The 19,813-nt window shown below is 73.8% G+C and carries 16 protein-coding genes; 10 read left to right on the top strand and 6 right to left on the bottom strand.

The features are described 5' to 3' along the window. Window positions 1-3: 3 nt before the first annotated feature. Both DMP15_RS11840 and DMP15_RS11835 read right to left on the bottom strand, forming a co-directional pair. Window positions 4-2,967 carry an FAD-binding and (Fe-S)-binding domain-containing protein gene (locus tag DMP15_RS11840; RefSeq protein WP_337825885.1) on the bottom strand — a complete coding sequence of 988 codons (2,964 nt, stop codon included), beginning with the start codon at window positions 2,965-2,967 and terminating at the stop codon, window positions 4-6. Window positions 2,968-3,010: 43 nt separating this feature from the next. Then, a complete protein-coding gene (locus DMP15_RS11835; protein ID WP_100880556.1) occupies window positions 3,011-4,177 on the bottom strand; it encodes a pyridoxal-phosphate-dependent aminotransferase family protein in 1,167 nt (388 codons plus the stop codon). Between the two features lie 279 nt (window positions 4,178-4,456). Here DMP15_RS11835 and DMP15_RS11830 point away from each other — a divergent pair, with 279 nt between their 5' ends. Next, complete coding sequence (locus tag DMP15_RS11830) at window positions 4,457-5,857, top strand: SLC13 family permease (protein ID WP_100878175.1); 1,401 nt, start codon at window positions 4,457-4,459, stop codon at window positions 5,855-5,857. A 4-nt stretch (window positions 5,858-5,861) separates the two neighbouring features. Then, window positions 5,862-6,617, top strand: a complete 756-nt coding sequence (locus DMP15_RS11825; protein WP_161151396.1) for an IclR family transcriptional regulator domain-containing protein — start codon at window positions 5,862-5,864, stop codon at window positions 6,615-6,617. Window positions 6,618-6,631: 14 nt separating this feature from the next. Here the strand turns inward: DMP15_RS11825 and DMP15_RS11820 are convergent, their stop codons facing one another. Further along, window positions 6,632-7,360, bottom strand: a complete 729-nt coding sequence (locus DMP15_RS11820; protein WP_374107473.1) for a GntR family transcriptional regulator — start codon at window positions 7,358-7,360, stop codon at window positions 6,632-6,634. Window positions 7,361-7,431: 71 nt separating this feature from the next. Between DMP15_RS11820 and DMP15_RS11815 the strand changes: the two genes are divergently transcribed. Together DMP15_RS11815 and DMP15_RS11810 are read left to right on the top strand one after the other, a co-directional pair. Further along, the gene (locus DMP15_RS11815; protein ID WP_208822047.1) at window positions 7,432-8,601 is read left to right on the top strand and encodes a CaiB/BaiF CoA transferase family protein; all 1,170 of its coding nucleotides are present in this window, start codon (window positions 7,432-7,434) and stop codon (window positions 8,599-8,601) included. Further along, window positions 8,598-9,356, top strand: coding sequence for an enoyl-CoA hydratase (locus DMP15_RS11810; protein WP_073574318.1), 759 nt, complete (start codon window positions 8,598-8,600; stop codon window positions 9,354-9,356). The genes DMP15_RS11815 and DMP15_RS11810 overlap by 4 nt, the downstream gene beginning before the upstream one ends. A 113-nt stretch (window positions 9,357-9,469) precedes the next feature. Here the strand turns inward: DMP15_RS11810 and DMP15_RS11805 are convergent, their stop codons facing one another. After that, window positions 9,470-10,837: a glycosyltransferase family 2 protein gene (locus tag DMP15_RS11805; protein ID WP_337825884.1), complete on the bottom strand. Its 1,368-nt coding sequence runs from the start codon at window positions 10,835-10,837 to the stop codon at window positions 9,470-9,472. A 753-nt stretch (window positions 10,838-11,590) separates the two neighbouring features. Here DMP15_RS11805 and DMP15_RS11800 point away from each other — a divergent pair. After that, window positions 11,591-12,715: a C40 family peptidase gene (locus DMP15_RS11800; RefSeq protein WP_073574320.1), complete on the top strand. Its 1,125-nt coding sequence runs from the start codon at window positions 11,591-11,593 to the stop codon at window positions 12,713-12,715. A 109-nt stretch (window positions 12,716-12,824) separates the two neighbouring features. Here the strand turns inward: DMP15_RS11800 and galT are convergent, their stop codons facing one another. Continuing rightward, the gene (gene galT / locus DMP15_RS11795; RefSeq protein ID WP_100880558.1) at window positions 12,825-13,904 is read right to left on the bottom strand and encodes a galactose-1-phosphate uridylyltransferase; all 1,080 of its coding nucleotides are present in this window, start codon (window positions 13,902-13,904) and stop codon (window positions 12,825-12,827) included. Window positions 13,905-13,918: 14 nt separating this feature from the next. Next, complete coding sequence (locus DMP15_RS11790; protein ID WP_100880559.1) at window positions 13,919-14,710, bottom strand: DeoR/GlpR family DNA-binding transcription regulator; 792 nt, start codon at window positions 14,708-14,710, stop codon at window positions 13,919-13,921. 315 nt (window positions 14,711-15,025) lie between these two features. Between DMP15_RS11790 and DMP15_RS11785 the strand changes: the two genes are divergently transcribed. The 5 genes from DMP15_RS11785 to DMP15_RS11765 all read left to right on the top strand — a co-directional run bounded on the left by DMP15_RS11785 (window position 15,026) and on the right by DMP15_RS11765 (window position 19,813). Beyond that, window positions 15,026-16,711, top strand: coding sequence for a sodium:solute symporter family protein (locus tag DMP15_RS11785; RefSeq protein WP_337825883.1), 1,686 nt, complete (start codon window positions 15,026-15,028; stop codon window positions 16,709-16,711). Between the two features lie 13 nt (window positions 16,712-16,724). Next, window positions 16,725-17,021, top strand: a complete 297-nt coding sequence (locus DMP15_RS11780) for a hypothetical protein (protein WP_224402010.1) — start codon at window positions 16,725-16,727, stop codon at window positions 17,019-17,021. Between the two features lie 311 nt (window positions 17,022-17,332). Then, on the top strand, window positions 17,333-17,959 hold the full coding sequence (locus DMP15_RS11775) for an IMPACT family protein (RefSeq protein ID WP_337825882.1): 627 nt from the start codon (window positions 17,333-17,335) through the stop codon (window positions 17,957-17,959). A gap of 4 nt (window positions 17,960-17,963) precedes the next feature. Further along, window positions 17,964-18,449, top strand: coding sequence for a GNAT family N-acetyltransferase (locus DMP15_RS11770; RefSeq protein ID WP_337825881.1), 486 nt, complete (start codon window positions 17,964-17,966; stop codon window positions 18,447-18,449). 95 nt (window positions 18,450-18,544) lie between these two features. Beyond that, window positions 18,545-19,813 carry an Nramp family divalent metal transporter gene (locus DMP15_RS11765; protein ID WP_073574325.1) on the top strand — a complete coding sequence of 423 codons (1,269 nt, stop codon included), beginning with the start codon at window positions 18,545-18,547 and terminating at the stop codon, window positions 19,811-19,813.

Here is a 19,813-nt window from a genome sequence, read left to right as displayed (position 1 = left end):
CGCTCACACCGTCCCGGCCGGGCCGAGTGCCTCGCGCACCAGCTCCAGCGGGTGCCAGGCGGTGCGCCCGGCGCCGTGGAAGATCTGCTGGCGGCAGGAGACGCCGGTCGCGGCGACCAGGGTGTCGGCGGACTCGGCGTCGATCGCCGGGAGCAGGCGGTCCCGGCCGACCTCCATCGAGGTCGCGTAGTGCTCGGCCTCGAAGCCGAACGAGCCCGCCATCCCGCAGCAGCCGGAGTCGATCTCGGAGACCTCCAGCCCGGGGATGCGGCGCAGCAGCGCGAGCGTCGCCGCGGTCCCGACCTCGGCCTTCTGGTGGCAGTGCCCGTGGTAGACCACGCGCCGCCCGCTCAGCGCCGACCGCTCCGGCAGGACCAGGCGGCCGTCGTCGAGGGCCTCGACGAGCAGCTCCTCGACCTGGCGGACCCGCTCGCCCACCGACCGGGCCTCGGCGCTGTCCGGGAGCAGGGCGAGGGTCTCGTCGCGCAGGGTGAACACGCACGACGGCTCGCAGCCGACGATCGGCGCGTCGGCCGGTGTGTCCCGGGCGAGCGAGGTGACCAGGCCGGTCGCCTTGCGACGGGCGTCGTCGAGCAGTCCCTTGGACAGGCTGGACCGGCCGCAGCAGCCGCCGCCGGCCAGCTCGACCCGCCACCCGGCACGCTCCAGCAGGCCGATCGCGGCCCGCCCGATGTGCGGCTCGGTGAAGGTGGTGAACGAGTCGGCCAGCCACACGACGGTCCCGGCCGGTGCGGCGGCCCGCGCGGGGTCACGACGCCGGAACCACCGCACCAGGTTGTCCCGGTCGAAGCGCGGCAGCGGGCGGCGCGCGGTGATCCCGACCGTCCGCTCGGCGAGCCGGCGCAGCACCCCGACCCGGCCGGGCAGGTTGGACAGCGGCGCGGTCGCCGACCCGAGCCGGTTCAGCGTGCGGATCGCACCGAACAGCCGCGAGCGCAGCGGCGTGCCGTGCACCGCGTGCTGCTGGTGGAGCGCCTCGGCCTTGAGCGAGGCCATGTCCACGCCCATCGGGCACTCGCTCTTGCAGGCCTTGCACATCAGGCACAGGTCGAGGATCTCGTGCAGCCGCCCGTCGGCGAGCCCGGCGGCCGGGTCCGGCTCGGACAGCGCCTTGACCAGTGCGTTCGCCCGGCCGCGCGTGGAGTGCTCCTCCTCGAGGGTGACCTGGTAGGACGGGCACATCACCCCGGCCGTGGTCTTGCGGCACAGGCCGATGTTCATGCAGCGGTCGGCGGCGTCGCGCATCCCGGTGGCGCCGGGGCCGCCGATCACCTCGAACGACAGCGCCGTGGTCAGCCGCGGGGCGGGCGGCAGCGCGTCGCGGTCGCGCAGGTTCTCGGTCATCGACGGGGCGTCGACGATCTTGCCGGGGTTCATGACGTTCCCCGGGTCGAACAGGGCCTTGACCCGGCGCATCGCCTCGTACAGCTCGTCGCCGAAGATCTCGCGGTTGAACTCCGAGCGCGCCAGCCCGTCGCCGTGCTCGGAGGAGTTCACGCCGCCGTACTCGGCGACCAGGTCCTTGATCCGCTCCGCGACCCGGCGCATCGTGGCGACCTGGGCCGGGTCGGTGAGGTCGACGAACGGGCGGATGTGCAGGCAGCCGACCGAGCAGTGGCCGTAGAACCCCGCCTCGAGACGGTTCTCGTCGAGGATCTGCTTGAACCGCGCGGTGTACTCGGCCAGGTGCTCGGGGGCCACCGCGGTGTCCTCGACGAAGGCCAGCGGGCGCCGGGTGCCCTCCCCCGCCGCCATGAGCAGCCCGAGGCTGGACTTGCGGACCTTGAGCAGCGCGGCCTGCTCGGCGGGGGTGACCAGCTCCAGGGTGTGGTAGCCGTGGCCGTGGCGCTCCCAGAGCGCCGCCAGTGCGCGCAGCTTCGCCACCAGCCCGGCCTCGTCGTCGCCGGAGAACGAGACGAACAGGAGCGCGGCCGGGTCACCGACGAGGTGGTTGCCCAGGTCGGCGTACTCGATCTTGCGTCGGGACAGGTCGAGGATGGTCCTGTCCATCATCTCGACCTGGTGCGGATCGCAGCTCAGCGCGTCGGCGGTGGCGGAGATGGCGCCGTGCACGGTGTCGAAGTGGCCGACGGCGTAGACCGTCCGCGCGGGCTTGGGCACCAGGTCGACGACGGCGCGGGTCGCCAGCACCAGCGTGCCCTCGGCGCCGACGACGAACGTCGCCAGGTCGAACGTCCCGGACTCCGCGAAGCCCGCGAGCCGGTCCAGCCGGTAGCCGCAGGCCCGGCGCCAGAACAGCGGCATGCCCGCGGCGATCGCGTCCTCGTTCTCCGTGACCAGCGCGGGGAGCTCGCGGTAGAGGGCGCCCTCCAGGGTGTCCGCGGCGGCGCGACGACGGCGCTCGTCGGCGTCGACGGGTTCCAGCCGGGCGGTGGAGCCGTCGGACAGCACGACGTCGAGCGCGCGGACGTGGTCGATCGTCATGCCGAAGGTCAGCGACCCGCTGCCCGCGGAGTTGTTGCCGATCATCCCGCCGATCGTGGCCCGGTTGCTCGTGGAGGTGTCCGGGCCGAACATGAGCCCGTGCGCGGCCGCGGCCCGGTTGAGCTGGTCCTGCACCACCCCCGCCTCGACGACGGCGGTGCGCGCCACCGGATCGAGCTCGACGATCCGGTTGAGGTGCCGGGACAGGTCGAGCACGAGCCCCGGTCCGACGGTCTGGCCGGCCAGGCTGGTGCCGGCACCGCGCGGGACGACCGGCACGCCGAACTCGGCCGCGGTGCGCACGGCCGCGGCGACGTCGTCGTGGGTACGGGGGAAGACCACTCCGAGCGGGGTGATCGCGTACATGCTCGCGTCACGGGAGAAGAGGTGGCGGCTGTAGTCGTCGAAGGCGACCTCGCCGGTCACCCGGGACCGGAGCGTCTCCTCCAGACCCGGGACGGCGGTGGTGGCGGTGGCGGGACGGGTCAGCTCGGCGGTCATGGGGGGCGTCCTCTCGCGACGGTGCGGGGGCGGTCGGGGCGGGTCAGTCGGTCTGCAGCCGCTCCAGCGCCGCGTCGAGGCCGGAGCCCGCGACCGGCACCCCGGCGAGACCGAGGCCCATCTGGACACCGGCGAGGGTCCCGGCCAGCGTGAGGTCGTTGAACGCACCGAGGTGGCCGATCCGGAAGATCCGCCCGGCGAGGCGGCCGAGACCGGCGCCCAGCGACATGTCGAAGCGGTCGAGGATCACCGCGCGGACCTTGTCGGCGTCGACGTCGTCGGGGACGAGCACGGCGGTGAGCGCGCTGGAGTACTCGCGCTCGTCGAGGGCCAGCACCTCCAGGCCCCACGCCCGCACCGCGGCCCGGGTGGCCTCGGCGTGGCGGGTGTGGCGGGCGAAGACGTTCTCCAGTCCCTCGTCGTGGAGCAGGCGCAACGCCTCCTTGAGCCCGTACATGAGGTTGGTGTTCGGGGTGTAGGGGAAGAAGCCGCGCTCGTTGGCCGCGAGCATCGGGCCCCAGTCCCAGAAGGTGCGCGGCATCGTCGCGGTGCGGGAGCGCTCCAGGGCCTTGGCGCTGATCGCGTTGAAGCTCATCCCCGGTGGCAGCATCAGCCCCTTCTGCGAGCCGGCGACGGTCACGTCGACACCCCACTCGTCGTGCCGGTAGTCCATCGAGCCGAGCGAGGAGATGGTGTCGACCAGCAGCAGGGCCGGGTGATCGGCGGCGTCCATCGCGGCGCGGATCTCGGCGACCCGGCTGGTGACACCGGTCGAGGTCTCGTTGTGCACCACGCAGACGGCGGCGATCCGGCGGCCGGTGTCGGCGGCGAGCCGCTCGGCGACGACGGCGGGGTCCGCCCCGTGCCGCCAGTCGCCGGGCACGAGGTCCACCCGGAGCCCGAGCCGGCCCGCCATCTCCTGCCACAGCGTGGCGAAGTGCCCGGTCTCGAAGCACAGCACCGTCTCCCCCGGGTTCAGGGTGTTGACCAGGGCCGCCTCCCACGCGCCGGTGCCGGTGGCCGGGTACATCACGACCGGACCGGTGGTGCCGAAGACCGGGCGGACGTCGCGCAGCAGCTCCGTCCCCAGCGCCTGGAAGTCCGGACCGCGGTGGTCGATCGTCGCGGCCGACATGGCGCGCAGCACCGAGTCCGGCACGTTCGTCGGGCCGGGGATCTGCAGGAAGTGCCGACCGGCTGCGTACGTCATGAGGTTCTCCACGCTCGGTGACCGATGGTTCCGGATGGCGGAATCCGGGTCTCGCGCTGATGACGGTATACCGTCTACAGTCTGCCGTCGAGAGGGTGCTGCAGAGCCTTCCCACATCCCGTCGAGCGGCATCGACGCCGCTTGACGGGCGTGTGTGATCCTGCTGATACTCGGGATATCGAATTCGTTTTCCGCATTGCGGAAAATGCGGCCCGGCGACGTCGCGCGGACCGCGTCATCAGTTCCTGTCTGCGTCAGTGCCGACCCCAGAGGAAAACGATGTCCATCGAACTCATCACCATCGTGGCACTCGCCCTGGTGTTCCTGATAGCGACGATCCTCCCGGTCCACATGGGCGCGCTGGCCTTCGTCGCCGCGTTCGTCGTCGGCACGGCGTTCGTCGGGGAGGACACCGACGACATCGTCGGCGGGTTCCCCGGCGACCTGTTCGTGATCCTCGTCGGCGTGACCCTGCTGTTCGCCATCGCCAAGGGCAACGGGACGGTGGATCGCCTGGTCCAGCTGGCGGTACGGGCCGTCGGTGGCCGGATCGCCCTGATCCCGTGGGTCATGTTCGGCGTCACCGCCGTCCTGACCGCGGTCGGCGCCGTCGTCCCCGCCGCGGTCGCCATCATCGCGCCGATCGGCATGGGATTCGCCCAGCGCTACAAGATCAACCCGATGCTGATGGGCCTTCTCATCATCAACGGGGCGAGCGCCGGCGGCTTCTCGCCGATCAGCATCTTCGGCAGCATCGTGAACGGCGTCGTCGCCCGCAACAACCTGCCGAGCAATCCGGGGCTGCTGTTCTTCTCGTCGTTCGTGTTCAATCTCGCGCTCAGCATCGTCGTGTTCCTGATGTTCGGCGGGCGGGAACTGCTCCGCCGTTCCCGGGATGCCGCGGGATCCTCGGGCGCCGGCGACGACCGAGTCGCCGTGGCCGCCGAGCCGGGCACCTCGCTCGCCCTGGGCGGCGGCGCCGTGCCGCACGGTCGGTCACGGACGGTCACCGGCGGGGCCGGGTCGGGTGGGTCCGGAGCCGCCGAGCCGGTCGGCCCGGACGACGACGAGCCGCACCGCCCGCTCGAACGCGACCACGTGTTCACGATCCTGGGCCTGGTCGCACTGGCCGTCGGCGCACTCGCGTTCGGCCTCGACGTCGGCTTCACCGCGCTCACCGTGGCGGCGGTCCTCTCGATCATCTCGCCGTCGTCGGCCAAGGCGGCCGTCGGGCAGGTCGCGTGGCCGACGGTGCTGCTGATCTGCGGGATCGTGACCTTCGTGTCGCTGATGGAGCGGGTCGGCACCATCGACTGGCTCGGCACCCTCGTGACGACGATCGGGTCCCCGCTGCTGGCCGCGATCATCATCTGCCTGATCGGCGCGATCGTGTCCGCGTTCGCCTCGACCACCGGCATCCTCGGCGCCCTGATCCCGCTGGCCGTGCCGTTCCTGCTCGCCGGCGAGGTGGGCGCGGTCGGCCTGATCATCGCGCTGTCGCTGTCGTCGTCGGTGGTGGACTCCTCGCCGTTCTCCACCAGCGGGGCGCTCGTCGTCGCGAACGCGCCGGCCGACCAGACCGACCGGGTGTTCCGCGGGCTCATGATCTGGGGCTTCAGCATGTGCGCGGTGGCACCGCTGCTGAGCTGGCTGATCTTCGTCGTCCCCGGCTGGGGCTGATCCGGTGCCGGGAACGGGAGCAGGCCCGGGCGGCGTCCAGTCCGTCGTCCGGGCCTTCCGGATCCTCGACGTGCTGGCCGAGGCGGACGGGGAGCTGTCGATCAGCGAGCTCGCCGTGGCCGTCGACCTGCCGCAGCCCACGATCCACCGGATCGTCGCGACCCTGCGCGAGCTCGGCCACGCCCACCAGGTCACCAACCGCCGCTACACCCTGGGGCCGCGGCTGATCGGGCTCGGGGACCGGGCGTCGCGGGTGCTGGGGGTGCGCGCCGGGGACGACCTGCGCGCGGTGGCGGAGCGGTTCGGCGAGACCGCCAACATGGCCGTGCTCGACGGGGAGCGCGCCGTCTACACCGCGCAGGTGCCCGGTCCGCACTCGATGCGCACGTTCACCGAGGTCGGGCGACGGGTGCCGCTGCACAGCACCGGCGTCGGGAAGGCGCTGCTCGCCCAGCTGCCCGCGCCCGCGGCCCGGCGGCTGCTGGGCTCCACCGGGCTGCCCGCGGCGACCGACCACACCGTCGTCGACCCCGACCGGCTGCTCGGGGAGCTCGACCGCATCCGCCGGGCCGGGTTCGCCGTGGACGCCGAGGAGCAGGAGGTCGGCGTGTTCTGCGTGGCCGTCCCGCTCGCCGGGGTGTCCAGCCCGGCGGCACTGTCGGTGTCCGGACCGATCCACCGCTTCGGGCACGACCGTGTCGCCGAGGCGGCCGCCCTGCTGCGGGCCGCCGCCGACGGCATCGGCGGGACGCTCGCGTGAGCGCCGACCGGAGCTCAGGCCCCACGCCGGCGGGCGAGCCACTCCTCGGACTCCGGCGTGCCGCCGTCGAGCCGGTCGACGAGGTCGAGCAGGAACGACGTGTGGCCGTGCTCGGTCAGGGCCCGCTGCGCGACCTCCGGGTCCCCCGCCTCGACCACGGCGAGCAGCTCGCGGTGCCGCTCGACGTTCTCCAGCAGGGACTCGCGACGGGCGGTGCGGTTCATCGCCATGCACAGCTGCATCTGGAACGACAGCGCCCGGTAGGCCTCGGTCAGCCGCGAGTGCCCGGCGAGTGCGACCAGCGACAGGTGGAACTCGAACTTGTGGTGCAGGAACCGGCTCTCGTCGCCGGCCCGGCCGACCTCCTCGAACGCCGCCAGGGCCGCCCGGCAGCGCTCCAGCCGCTCGGGCACCCGTACCGGCACGCCGAGGCGGACGGCGAGTGCCTCCAGGTCCTCGCGCAGGGTCACGATCTCGTAGACGTCGTGCCGGGTCAGCGTGCGCACGGTCGCGCCACGCCGCGGGTGCGCGACGACCAGGCCCTCGTGGGTCAGCGTCTGCAGCGCCTCACGCAGCGGCGGGCGGGAGACCCCGAGCCGCTCGGTCAGGCGCGCCTCGACCAGCCGCTCCCCCAGCGCGAGCTCGCCGGAGAAGATCATCGCGCGCAGGGCGTCGGTCGCCAGCTCCGCCATGGACGGCGGCGCGACGATCCGGCCACCGGTACCCGTGTGCACCGCCGTCACCGCACCCACCTCTCCCGCGTTTCCGTATACCGTATATCAAGGCCGACGCCGACGACCCCGGAGGGCTGCCGATGCAGACCGACCCACCGCTGACCGGAGTGCTCGTGCTGGAGGTGGGGGCCTTCATGGCCGCGCCGTTCGCGACGATGCAGCTCGCCGACCTCGGAGCCCGGGTGGTCAAGGTCGAGCCACCGGGCACCGGCGACCCGACCCGGTCCGCGGGCCCGTTCCTCGACGGCGAGAGCTCCCCGTTCCTGCGGCTCAACCGCAACAAGGAGTCCGTCGTCCTCGACCTCAAGGACGAGCGGGGCCGCGCCGCGTTCCTGGCGCTGGTCGACCGCGCCGACGTGGTCGTGGAGAACCTCCGTCCGGGCGCGATGGACCGGCTCGGGCTCGGCTACGCAGCCCTGGCCGAGCGCCGTCCGGAGCTGGTGTACGCCTCGGCGTCGGGCTGGGGTGTCGACGGTGCGGCCGCGACGCGGCCGGGGCTCGACATCATGGCGCAGGCCGCGAGCGGGCTGATGAGCGTGACCGGGGAGCCCGACGGCGACCCGGTCAAGGTGGGCGTGCCGGTCTGCGACCTGGTGACCGCGCTCTACGTGGCGCTCGCGGTGACGGCGGCGCTGCGCGAGCGGGACCGCTCCGGGACCGGTCAGCACATCGACGTCTCGCTGCTGGAGTCGGGTGTCTCGCTCGCGGTGTGGGAGGCCGGCATGTACCTCGGCGACGGGGAGGTGCCCACGCGGCAGGGCTCGGCCCACCAGCGCTACGCCCCCTACCAGGCCGTCCGCACCCGCGACGGGCACGTGACGGTCGGTGCGAACACCACCCGGCTCTGGACGTCGCTGTGCGCGGCGCTCGGGCTGGAACGCCTCGAGCGCGACCCGCGCTTCGCCGACCCCGGCTCGCGGCTGGCGAACCGGGTGGCGCTGATCGACTGCATCGAGACGGTCACGAGCACCCGGTCGTCGTCCGACGTGCTCGCCGCGCTCGACGCGGCCGGGGTCCCCTGCGCGTCCATCGCCGGCTACGACGAGGTCTTCACCGACCCGCTGCTCACCGGCCGGGACTTCTTCTGGGACGCCCCGCACCCGACCCTGCCCGCGGTCCGCCAGCTGGGGTCGCCGATGCGCTTCTCCCGCACCCCCGCGCGGCGGGGCACCGCCGGGCCCCCGCTCGGCGCGGCGACCGACGACGTCCTCGCCGAGCTGTCCGACCCCGCCCGCGGGGGCCACGCGTGAGCCCGGAGGTGACCGCGGAGCTCGCGGCCGGGGTGCTCACCGTGACCTTCCGCCGTCCCGAGCGGCGCAATGCCCTGACCTGGGGCATGTACGAGGGGCTGGTGGCCGCGTGCGAGCGGGCCGACGCCGACCCGGAGGTCCGGGCGCTCGTCGTGCGCGGCGAGGGCGGCCGGGCCTTCGCCGCGGGCACCGACATCGGCCAGTTCCGCGCGTTCACCTCGGGCGCCGACGGAGTGGCCTACGAGCGCCGGGTCACCGCCGTGCTCGACCGGGTCCGCGCCGTCGGCGTGCCCACCGTGGCCGCGGTGGCCGGGTACTGCGTCGGCGGCGGGCTGGGCATCGCCTGCGCGGCCGACCTGCGCATCGCGACGCCCGGGTCCCGGTTCGGCGTGCCGATCGCCCGCACGCTGGGCAACTGCCTGTCCGCGCGGACCCTGGACCTGATGGTCGAGGCCCTGGGCCGCCCGCTGACCGCGGACCTGCTGCTCACCGCGCGGATGCTGGAGGCCGAGGAGGCCGCGCGGGTGCCGGGGTTCCTGCACGCCGTCGTCGACGACCTCGACGCGGGGCTCGATGCGCTCACCGGGCGGCTCACCACCGGCGCACCGCTGACGGTCTGGGCGACCAAGCGGCTGCTGGACGACCGGTCCGCCGACGACACCGCGGTGGTCGACCGGGTCTACGGCTCGACCGACTTCCGCACGACGGTCGCCGGGTTCGGGCAGGGCGGCACCCCGAGCTGGACCGGGACCTGATCCGGGGCTCCGGTCCGCCCTCGGACCGGTGACCGGGGTCGGCGCCGGGCCGTCGGGCCCGAGTGGCGGGTCCGTGGAGCCCGGAGGGCGGGTCCGCCGGGCCCGGAGGGCGGTCAGCGCCGCCGCAGTGGCCGGGCCGGGCCGGTCAGCGGCGGGGTCGTCCCACCCTCGGCCTGCACCTGGCGGCGCGCCTGGAGGTAGAGCGCCGGACCGGACACCAGCCCGCGCAGCTTGCGGGCGCCCGCGCCGCCCGGCAGCGCGGCGACGTCCTGCGGCGCCGGGCGCTCCTCGGTCGCGATCGGGGCCGGACCCGGGGTCGGGCCGGGCGCGCCGACCGCGGTGGGCGCGGGCTCCTGCCGGGCCCGCGCGACCGTGGCCGGCGTCGAGGACTCGCGGCGCACGATGTCGCGCAGCCGCCCCAGCGCGGCCGGGAACCGGCGCACCGCCAGCCGGCGCGCCCGCGGATCCAGCGCGACCTTGCCCAGGAACGCGCCCAGACCCAGCGCGTAGCCGCCCATCTGCTCACGGAGCTCCCCCGGCGACGGCCGGTGGTGGTGCCACACCCAGGCCGAGGGCAGGTAGGCCAGGGTGCCGCCGTCGAGCACGATCCGGACCAGCAGCTCGATGTCCTCGCCTCCGCGGGTGGGCCGGCCCGGGCCGAGCGCCTCGTCGAACCCGCCGAGCGCACGGACCGGCTCGGCACGCACCGCCAGGTTGGCCCCGATCCCGAACAGGCCCGGGGAGAACGGGAACACCGGGGAGTCCGCGGGCGGGTCGTCGAGCCGGAACCGGCGCGGCAGGAAGCCCTTGTTCCAGGCCAGCGCGACGTCGGCGGCCCGCTCCTCGGGCGTCTCCAGCCGCGCGGCGAGCACCGGCCCGCTCAGCGCGGTGAGACCGGGGTCCTCGGCGAAGGCCCCGGCGATCCGCGACGCCCACCGCGGGTCGGGCTCGGTGTCGTCGTCGGTGAACGCGACGACCGCGGTTCGGGCCTCGGCGAGGCCGCGGTTGCGCCCGACCGAGACACCGCGGCGCGGCTCGCGGACGTAGCGGACCCGCGGGTCCGCGCAGTCACGGACGACCTCGCGGGTGCGCTCGTCGGGCGGATCGTTGTCGACGACGAGCACGGTCACGTCCGGGTGGTCGCCTGCCAGCACCGCGGCCAGGCAGCGGCGTACGCTCTCCGGCCGCCCCCGCGTCGCGACCACGACGGTGAGCGGCTCGGCCGACACCGCAGGCTCCCCCGGCGGCTCACGCCCGGCGACGGCCGCGGCGGCCCGGGCCAGGTCGGCGGCGCGCGCCCGGCCCTCGTGCAGCGGGACCTCGGCCTGCCCGACGGGGACGCCGCCGTCGGTGACCAGCAGCCGGGCCGAGCCGAACCGCGGCGGGACGACGAGGTCACCGGCCCCACGACCCGTGCCGTGCACGGCACGGTGGTGGACGAGCTCGCCCACCCAGACGGGGCCGCCTGCTCGCTCCGGCACTGCTGCGACCTCCCGGGTCGTGGGTCCTCGTCGGTGGGTCCGTGTCGGTGGTCCGGCCCCGGGACCCGTCCGCTCGCAGACGTGTCCCCGTGTGCCTACGTCGCGGACCGCCGCCCGGTTCACCGTGTGCGGCCGACGTCACGTTGCGCCGCACCGGGTCCGCCCCGGGCACCGGACCCCGGCGTCGAGCCGGCCGGTGCACGCCGCACCGGTCACGGCCGGCACGCCCCCCGATCGTCGCAGAGCACCCGGTACCCGCGCTCACCAGGCACGGGACGCCTCCCGCGTGCTGCTCCGTCCGCCACGGCCCGGACCGCCTCCCGGCGCAGTCACCGGACGCGGTGCCGCCCGGGCGTCGCCGGCGGGCGTGCCGGGTTCGTGAGGGGGCTGGTCCGTCCGGGGCCGTCCCGGTCACGGTGCGCACCGCGTCACCGCCTCAGACGTACCGTTCGGCGCAGCACACCGACCGTACGACCCGAACGGCGCACCGCACCCACCGTTGGACGCGGGTCCGGTGCGTGGGTCGCTCCGGACCGGCCGTTCGCCGCACACCCGGCGAGCCCGCTCGGTGTCCGTGTCACGGAGCGGTTACGGTCGCTCCTGGCTGGTCGACGAGATGTCGGCTGGTGCGCCTGGTCGGTCCCCCGCTCCCCGCTGGCCGACACTCCCCCTGGCGCCCACCCAGCACGCAGCGGGCGGAGCCGTGTCCGGTCACGAGGACCGGGGCGGATCCGGGGTGGCGAGGACCCCCGAATGACCACTGCACTGACCCCGGACCTCCATACACCCGAGAGCGACGTCCCCCGGCGTCGCCGGGACCGCGACGCCGGCGCGGGCATCTCCGCCGCCGACCTGCTCGCGCGCTACTCCGAGGCCGGTTTCGACACCCCCGCGCCCGGCAGCCGCCGAGCCCGCCGTTCCGAGGCCCCCGGCCCGGAGCTGGAGCGCATCGACACCCCCGCGACCGGCCTCCCCGCCGCGTCCGGCGGCGACACCGTCATCACCCGCGACGCGCAGGACACCCCCGCCGGCGTCACCTCGCGGACCGCGATCGGCCTGCTCGGCGGCACCTCGGACACCGGGCCGCTCGGGCGTCACCCGCGCGCGGTCGTCGCGACCATGTCGGCCACGCTGGTCGGCGCCACCGCGGTCATGGGCGTCGTGTCGGCGCTCAGCTCGCCGGAGCAGTCCCCCGAGACCTCCGCGGACATGGACCTCACCGGCGCGGCCCACGAGGCCACGATGAAGCTGTCGGTCCCGGCCGCGGGCTCCGAGCACGGCGGCACCGGCACCAGCGACGCCGCGTCCACCCTGACCAGCGGTTTCGAGCACGTCACCGCGTCGGTCCCGCAGGCGTTCGAGAAGGCCGACGCGGCCCGCATCGCCGCCGTCGCCCAGAAGGAGGCCGCGGCGAAGGCGGCCGAGGCCCGTGCGAAGGCCGCCGAGGCGGCCGCCCGCAACGGCGGCGGCGGTGACGACGACGGTGACGGCGGCGGGCTCGGCGACATCGTCGGCGGCCTGACCGGCTCCTCGGACGGTGCCCAGGCGCTCGCCCAGGCCAAGCAGCAGCTCGGCAAGCCCTACAAGTGGGGCGCCACCGGCCCGAGCGCGTTCGACTGCTCCGGCCTGATGGTCTGGGCGTTCGAGCAGATCGGCGTCGACCTGCCGCGCACCTCCAGCGCACAGTCGCAGATGGACGGCACCCCGGTCTCCAAGAGCCAGCTCAAGCCCGGCGACATGGTGTTCTTCTACTCCCCGGTGAGCCATGTCGGCATCTACGCCGGCAACGGCAAGGTGCTCCACGCCTCCACCAGCGGCGAGCCGGTCAAGTACTCCGACATCGACGCGATGCCGTTCCACAACGCGGTCCGGGTCTGACCGACCGCGTCACCGAGTTCCGAGGCCGGTGCCCCTGGGGAGGGGTACCGGCCTCGACGCACGTCGGGGCGGAGCACCGCGTGTTCCTGCACCCGCCGTCCGCCCCCGGCTACAGCGAGCGCAGCCGCTCCGCGACCGCCTCGGGCAGCACGTCGGAGATGAACGCGCCCGCGCCGGACTCCGACCCCGCCAGGTACTTGATCTTCCCCGGCGCCCGGCGGATCGAGTGCAGGCGCAGGTGCAGCCGGGCGTCGGAGCGACCGTCGGACTCCAGCACCGGGGCCTGGTTCCAGCCCGCGACGTAGGGCAGCTCGTCGTCGTAGAGGGCGTCGAGGCGGCGCAGCACGTCGAGGTAGAGGGTCGCGAACTCGGCGCGCTGGGCCTCGTCGAGGGCGGGCAGATCCGGGGTCGGACGGTGCGGGTACAGGTGCACCTCGACCGGCCAGCGCGCCGCCTGCGGCACGAACGCCGTCCAGTGCTCCCCCGCGACGACGACCCGCTCCCCCGCCCGCTCGGCGGCCAGCTGCGTGTCGAACAGGTTCTCCCCGGTCGCCTCACGGTGCGCGGCGACGTGGGCGAGCATCCGCTGCGGGAACGGCGGGACGTAGGGGTAGGCGTAGATCTGGCCGTGCGGGTGGGACAGCGTCACGCCGATCTCGGCGCCCCGGTTCTCGAACGGGAAGACGTAGCGGACCCCCGGCCGGGCGCCCAGCTCGGCGGTCCGGTCGGCCCACGCCTCCAGCACCAGGCGGGCGCGGTCGGGCGTCAGCCGGGAGAACGGGGTGTCGTGGTCGTCGGTGAAGCAGACGACCTCGCACCGGCCCGACGCCGCCTGCGGCACCGGGCCCGGCTCGGGCAGCGGCGCGCCGGGCGCCGACCCGAACGACGGGAAGCGGTTCTCGAACGCGACGACGCCGTACTCCGGGCCCGGCACCTCGGTGTGGCGGCCGTCGCGGCTGGGGCACAGCGGGCACTGGTCGGCCGGCGGCTTGTAGGTGCGGTCCTGCCGGTGTGCGGCGATCGTCACCCACTCCCCGGCCAGGGCGTCGTAGCGCAGCTGCGAGGCGGGCACGACCCGCGGGAGGTCACGGGCGTCGACCAGGCCTGCCGGATCGCGGGGGGCGTGGTCGGGGCCGTCGAACCAGATGATCTCCCGGCCGTCGGCCATCCGGGTGGTCAGCTTCTGCACCTTCTGCACGTACGTCACCTTCCGGGGCGCGCAATGATCACGTGGTCGACCTCGCCCTCGAGGACCGCCCGGTCGGCGTCGGCCAGACCGGAGTCGGTCACGAGCACGTCGGCCTCGGACAGCTCGGCGATCGTCGAGATCCCGACGGTGCCCCACTTGGTGTGGTCGGCGACGACCACGAGCCTGCTGCCGGACTCGATGAGGGCGCGGTTGGTGTCGCGCTCGGTGAGGTTGGGGGTGGAGAAGCCCGCCGCGGCGCTCATGCCGTGCACCCCGAGGAACACCGTCTCCAGGTTGAGCGAGCGCAGCGCGGTGATCGCGACCGGGCCGACCAGGGCCTCCGAGGGCGTCCGCACGCCCCCGGTGAGGATCACCGTGGTCCCGCGGGCGTCGGCGCCACCGGTGTGGAACGCGTCGGCGACGGCGACGGAGTTGGTCACCACGGTCAGCCGCGGCACCGCGGCGAGCAGCCGGGCGAGCCGCCAGGTCGTCGTGCCCGCGGACAGGCCGATCGCGGCGCCGGGGGGCACCAGCTCGGCGGCCGCGGCGGCGATGGCGTCCTTCTCCTCCAGCTCGCACACCGACTTCGCGGCGAACCCGGGTTCGGAGGTGGTGTGCTCGCCGACGGCCGTCGCGCCGCCGTGCACCTTGTCCACCAGGCGTCGCCGGGCCAGCACGTCGAGGTCGCGGCGCACCGTCATCTCGGACACGCCGAGGTGGTCGGCGAGCTCGGACACCCGCACCGCGCCGCGGCTGCGGACCTGCTCCACGATCACCTCGCGCCGCTGCTCGGCGAGCAGGCTCATCGCGTCCGGGCCGGACACCGTCGGGGCTTCACCCGCACAGAATGCAACACAACCGAACGTGCGGCAAGGGTCGACCGTGCGTGTCGAAACCCGGCCCCCTGGCGCTCCGAGGTCACCGAGCGGTCCCGAATTCGAGCGAAAGTGTTCACTTCTGATCGAGTGCGGTCTAGCTTGTGCGTTGGTCCGCGCAACGTGCCGTCGTGCACCACCGGCCGGCGGACCGGCAGCGCACGCACTCGACGGCGAGGAGCTACCCGAGATGGATCATCACGAGACGGCCCGGCGGGCCCCGGGGACGTCCCGGGAGGACGCGGCATGACCGCCCAGGAGGTCCTGCGCCTCAACCCGAACCTGGTCGACTACCTGTTGGTCGCGTTCTACTTCGTACTGGTGCTCGGCATCGGCTTCGCGGCGCGGCGCTCGGTGTCCTCCAGCCTCGACTTCCTGCTGTCCGGCCGGTCGATGCCGGCCTGGATCACCGGTCTGGCGTTCATCTCGGCCAACCTGGGTGCGATCGAGCTGATCGGCATGGTGGCCAACGGGGCCCAGTTCGGCATCCCGACGGTGCACTACTACTGGCTGGGCGCGATCCCGGCGATGGTGTTCCTCGGCATCGTGATGATGCCGTTCTACTACGGCTCCAAGGCCCGCAGCGTCCCGGAGTTCCTGCTCAAGCGGTTCAACAAGACGACCCAGCGGGTGCAGGCGGTGATCTTCGCGGTGGCCTCGATCCTGATCGCCGGGGTCAACCTGTTCTCCCTGGGCCTGGTCCTGGAGGCGCTGCTCGGCTGGTCGCTGTACCTGGCGATCCCGGTCGCGGCCGTCGTCGTCCTGGGCTACATCTCCCTCGGCGGGCTGTCGGCCGCGATCTACACCGAGGTCCTGCAGTTCTTCGTGATCCTCGCGCTGCTGATCCCGCTGACCGTCGCCGGGCTCAACCGGGTCGGCGGCTGGGACGGCCTGACCCGCGCGGTCACCGAGGGCCCGAGCGCCGGTGCGGACCTGAACGCCTGGCCCGGCACCCCGCTCACCGAGATCGCGAACCCGTTCCTGTCGGTGCTGGGCATCGTGTTCGGCCTGGGATTCGTGCTGTCCTTCGGCTACTGGACGACGAACTTCGCCGAGGTCCAGCGCGCCCTGTCGGCCAAGTCGATGTCCGCCGCGCGGCGGACCCCGATCATCGGTGCGTTCCCGAAGGCGCTGGTCGTGCTGGTGATCGTGACCCCGGGCATGATCGCCGGGATCCTGGTCCCGCAGATCGCCGCGGTGAAGGCGGGCGGCGGCGACGCCGTCGAGGGCATCACCTACAACAACGCGCTGTCGCTGCTGATGAAGGAGGTCCTGCCCAACGGGATCCTCGGCGTCGCGATCGCGGGTCTGCTGGCCGCGTTCATGGCCGGTATGGCGGCGAACATCAGCTCGTTCAACACGGTGTTCACCTACGACATCTGGCAGGACTGGGTGCGCCCGGGCCGCGCCGACCGCTACTACCTCGGCGTCGGCCGGCTGGTCACCATCGTCGGCTGCGTGCTCGCGATCGGCACCGCGTTCATCGCGTCCGGGTCGGCGAACCTGATGGACTACATCCAGTCGCTGTTCAGCTTCTTCAACGCGCCGCTGTTCGCGATCTTCATCCTCGGCCTGTTCTGGAAGCGGATGACCGGGCCGTCGGCCTGGATCGGGCTGCTCTCCGGCACCACCGCGGCGGTGCTGGTCGACGTCCTGGTCCGCACCGAGGTCTGGACGATGTCCAGCCAGGCGGGCAGCTTCGTCGGCGCCATCGCGGCGTTCGTCGTCGGTGTCGGCGTGTCCGCGGGGGTCTCGATGGTGACCACCCCGAAGCCGGACGCCGAGCTGGTCGGGCTGACCTGGAGCCTGACCCCGAAGGAGGCGCGCACCCACTCCACCGACGGTGACGACGCCGGCTGGTACCGCAGTCCGAACGTCCTCGGCGCGCTGGTGCTGGCCCTGACCGTCGTCCTCTACGTCGTGTTCGGCTGAGCGGAGACCTGCGATGAGCTCGAAGAGTGAGAACCACCCCGACCACCACGGGACCGACGCCCCGGTCTCCTCGACCGCGGCGAACCTGTTCGACCTGCGCTCGGTGATCGCCCTGCTGTTCGGGGTCTACGGCATCGTCCTGCTGGTCATGGGGATCGTGTCGGGCGACGACCCGGAGAACCTCGCCAAGACCGGCGGGACGAACCTCAACCTCGACACCGGCATCGGCATGCTGGTCATCGGGGCGTTGTTCGTGCTGTGGGTGTACCTGCGACCGCTGAAGCTGGCCGCGCCGGAGCAGCAGGACTGACCGCACTCCCCCGGCCGGGGGCGCCCTCAGCGCTCCCGGTCGGCGGGGGTCGGGTAGACCGGGTTGAACGCCGCGAGGGTGTAGTCGTCGATCCGGCGCGCCACGCGGGTCAGACCGGAACGCAGGACGCGGAGGGTGTCGCTCATGGGTGGGGGTCCCTTCGATGTCGGCGGTGGAACCGCCTGGTGTGGACGAGGGAGACCGCCGGGTGAGGCGGGCGGCCTCGTCACCGGACACGTCCAGGATGCACTGAATCGATCCCGACCCGCCGCCGATCGCGAGCGCGGTCACGGTGTGAGGCCGGTCGCGGCGTGCGGGTGATCGCCCGCGACGGGAGCGCGGAGACCGAGATCGCCCGGTCGCGCTTCGTCTGCACCGTCGCCCGGGTCGCCGACGTCGGGGCCGCCCAGGACGTGATCGACCGCGTCCGCCGGGCCGGACCGGACGCCACCCACCACTGCACCGCACTGCGCATCGGTGACCCCGGCACCGGGGACCTCACCGCCCGCAGCAGCGACGACGGCGAGCCCTCGGGCACCGCCGGCGTCCCGATGCTGGAGGTGCTCACCCGGCGCGGGCTGACCGACGTCGTCGCCGTCGTCTCGCGCTGGTTCGGCGGGACGAAGCTCGGCGCGGGCGGGCTGGTCCGCGCGTACTCCGGCGCCCTGACCGCGGCCCTGGACGCGGTCGGCGAGCTGCGCCGGGTCCGGCACCGGGAGCTGCTGCTCGCCGTCGGCCACGACCGCGCCGGCCGCCTGGAGCACGACCTGCGCCACTCCCCGTACCGGCTGTGCGATGTCACACACGGCACGGACGTCACGCTGACCGTGGCCGTCGCCGAGCCGGAGACCGGCGCCTTCGCCGACTGGCTCGCCGAACACACCGGCGGCGGCGTCGAGGCGCTCGACGCCGGCCCGCGCGACCTCTACCTACCCTGAGCGCATGCACATCCGCGCCGCCACCGACGACGACCTCCCCGCCGTCCTCGCCGTGCTCCGCCCGATCTTCGCCGAGGGCCGCACCTACACCGTCCCGCCCGACGCCGACGACGCCTGGGTCACCCGCATGTGGATGCTCCCGCCGCCGGCGCGGGTCCTCGTGGCGGTGCGGGACGGCCGGGTCGTCGGCACCGCGAAGACCGGGCCCAACCAGGCCGGGCCGGGCTCGCACGTCGCGACCGCGAGCTTCGCGGTCGAGGCGGGCGAGGCGGGGCGCGGCACCGGACGCGCGCTCGGCGAGCACGTGCTGGCCCTCGCCCGCGCGGACGGCTACTCCGCGATGCAGTTCAACGCCGTCGTGGCGACCAACACCCGCGCGGTCGCGCTGTGGCACTCGCTGGGCTTCGCCACGGTCGGCACGGTGCCCGACGCCTTCACCCTGCCCGACGGCACGACCACCGGCCTGCACGTGATGCACCGCTACCTGTGAGCCGCACGGCCCGCACCGTCGCAGGTCTGTACCAGCGGAGTTAGTCGTGCCTACACTGCGTCTTCGCCGGACCTCATCACCTCGCGGGGGCGCACATGACGAGCACGGACACGGCCGCGTCGGCGGCACCGCTCACCGTGGAGCAGCTGCGCCGGCGCGGCTGGCGCGGCAGGCTCGCCGTCCTCGGGCCCGCGTTCGTCGCCGCCGTCGCCTACGTCGACCCGGGCAACTTCGCGACCAACTTCTCCGCCGGCGCCGGCTACGGCTACCTGCTGGTGTGGGTGATCGTCGTCGCCAACCTGATGGCGATGCTCATCCAGTCGCTCTCGGCCAAGCTCGGGCTCGCAACCGGGAAGAACCTGCCCGAGCTGTGCCGCGAGCACCTCACCCCGTGGCGGAACCGGTTCATGTGGGCCCAGGCCGAGCTCGTCGCGATCGCGACCGACCTGGCCGAGGTGATCGGCGGCGCGGTCGCCCTGCACCTGCTGTTCGGGATCCCGCTGTTCACCGGCGGGGTGATCACCGGCGTGATCGCCTTCGTGCTGCTGGGGCTGCAGTCGCGCGGGCACCGGCCGTTCGAGCGGGCGATCGTGTTCCTGCTCGCGATCATCCTGGTCGGGCTGGTGTCGACCCTGCTGCGCACCGACGTCGACGGGCCCGCGCTGGCCGCGGGTCTGGTCCCCGGCTTCGACGGCGTCGGCTCGCTGGTGCTCGCCACCGGCATCCTGGGTGCCACCGTGATGCCGCACGTGATCTATTTGCACTCCGCGCTGACCCAGGGCCGTCTGGTCGCCCGCGGGCCCGAGGACACCCGGTTCCTGCTGCGGGTCGGGCGCACCGACATCGCGCTCGGGATGGGCGTGGCCGGGCTGGTCAACCTGTCGATGCTGGTCGTGGCGGCCGCCCTGTTCGCCGGGACCGACGTCCCCGGCACCGACACCCTGGAGGGGATCTTCGCCGGGCTGGGCACCGAGCTCGACGCCGTCGCCGCGTACGGGTTCGCGATCGCGCTGCTCGCCTCGGGGTTCGCGTCCTCGGGCGTGGGGACCTACGCCGGGCAGGTCATCATGGCCGGGTTCCTGCGCCGCCGGATCCCGCTGCTGCTGCGCAGGCTGCTGACCCTCGCGCCCGCCCTGCTCGTGCTGGGCATCGGGATCGACCCGACGCAGGCGCTGGTGCTCTCCCAGGTCGTGCTGTCGTTCGGCATCCCGTTCGCGCTGGTCCCGCTGGTGTGGCTGACCGCCCGCCGCGAGGTGATGGGCGACCTGGTCAACCACCGCGTCACCACGACCGCGGCGGTCGTCGTCGCCGCGGTCGTGGTGGGGCTGAACGCCTTCCTGATCTGGGAGGCGTTCGTCGCCTGA

It is taken from the genome of Pseudonocardia sp. UM4_GMWB1, from assembly GCF_017312155.1.
Taxonomy (GTDB): Bacteria; Actinomycetota; Actinomycetes; order Mycobacteriales; family Pseudonocardiaceae; genus Pseudonocardia; species Pseudonocardia alni.
Note: the sequence above shows the minus strand (reverse complement) of the source record. Positions and strands in the feature narration are given on the sequence as shown.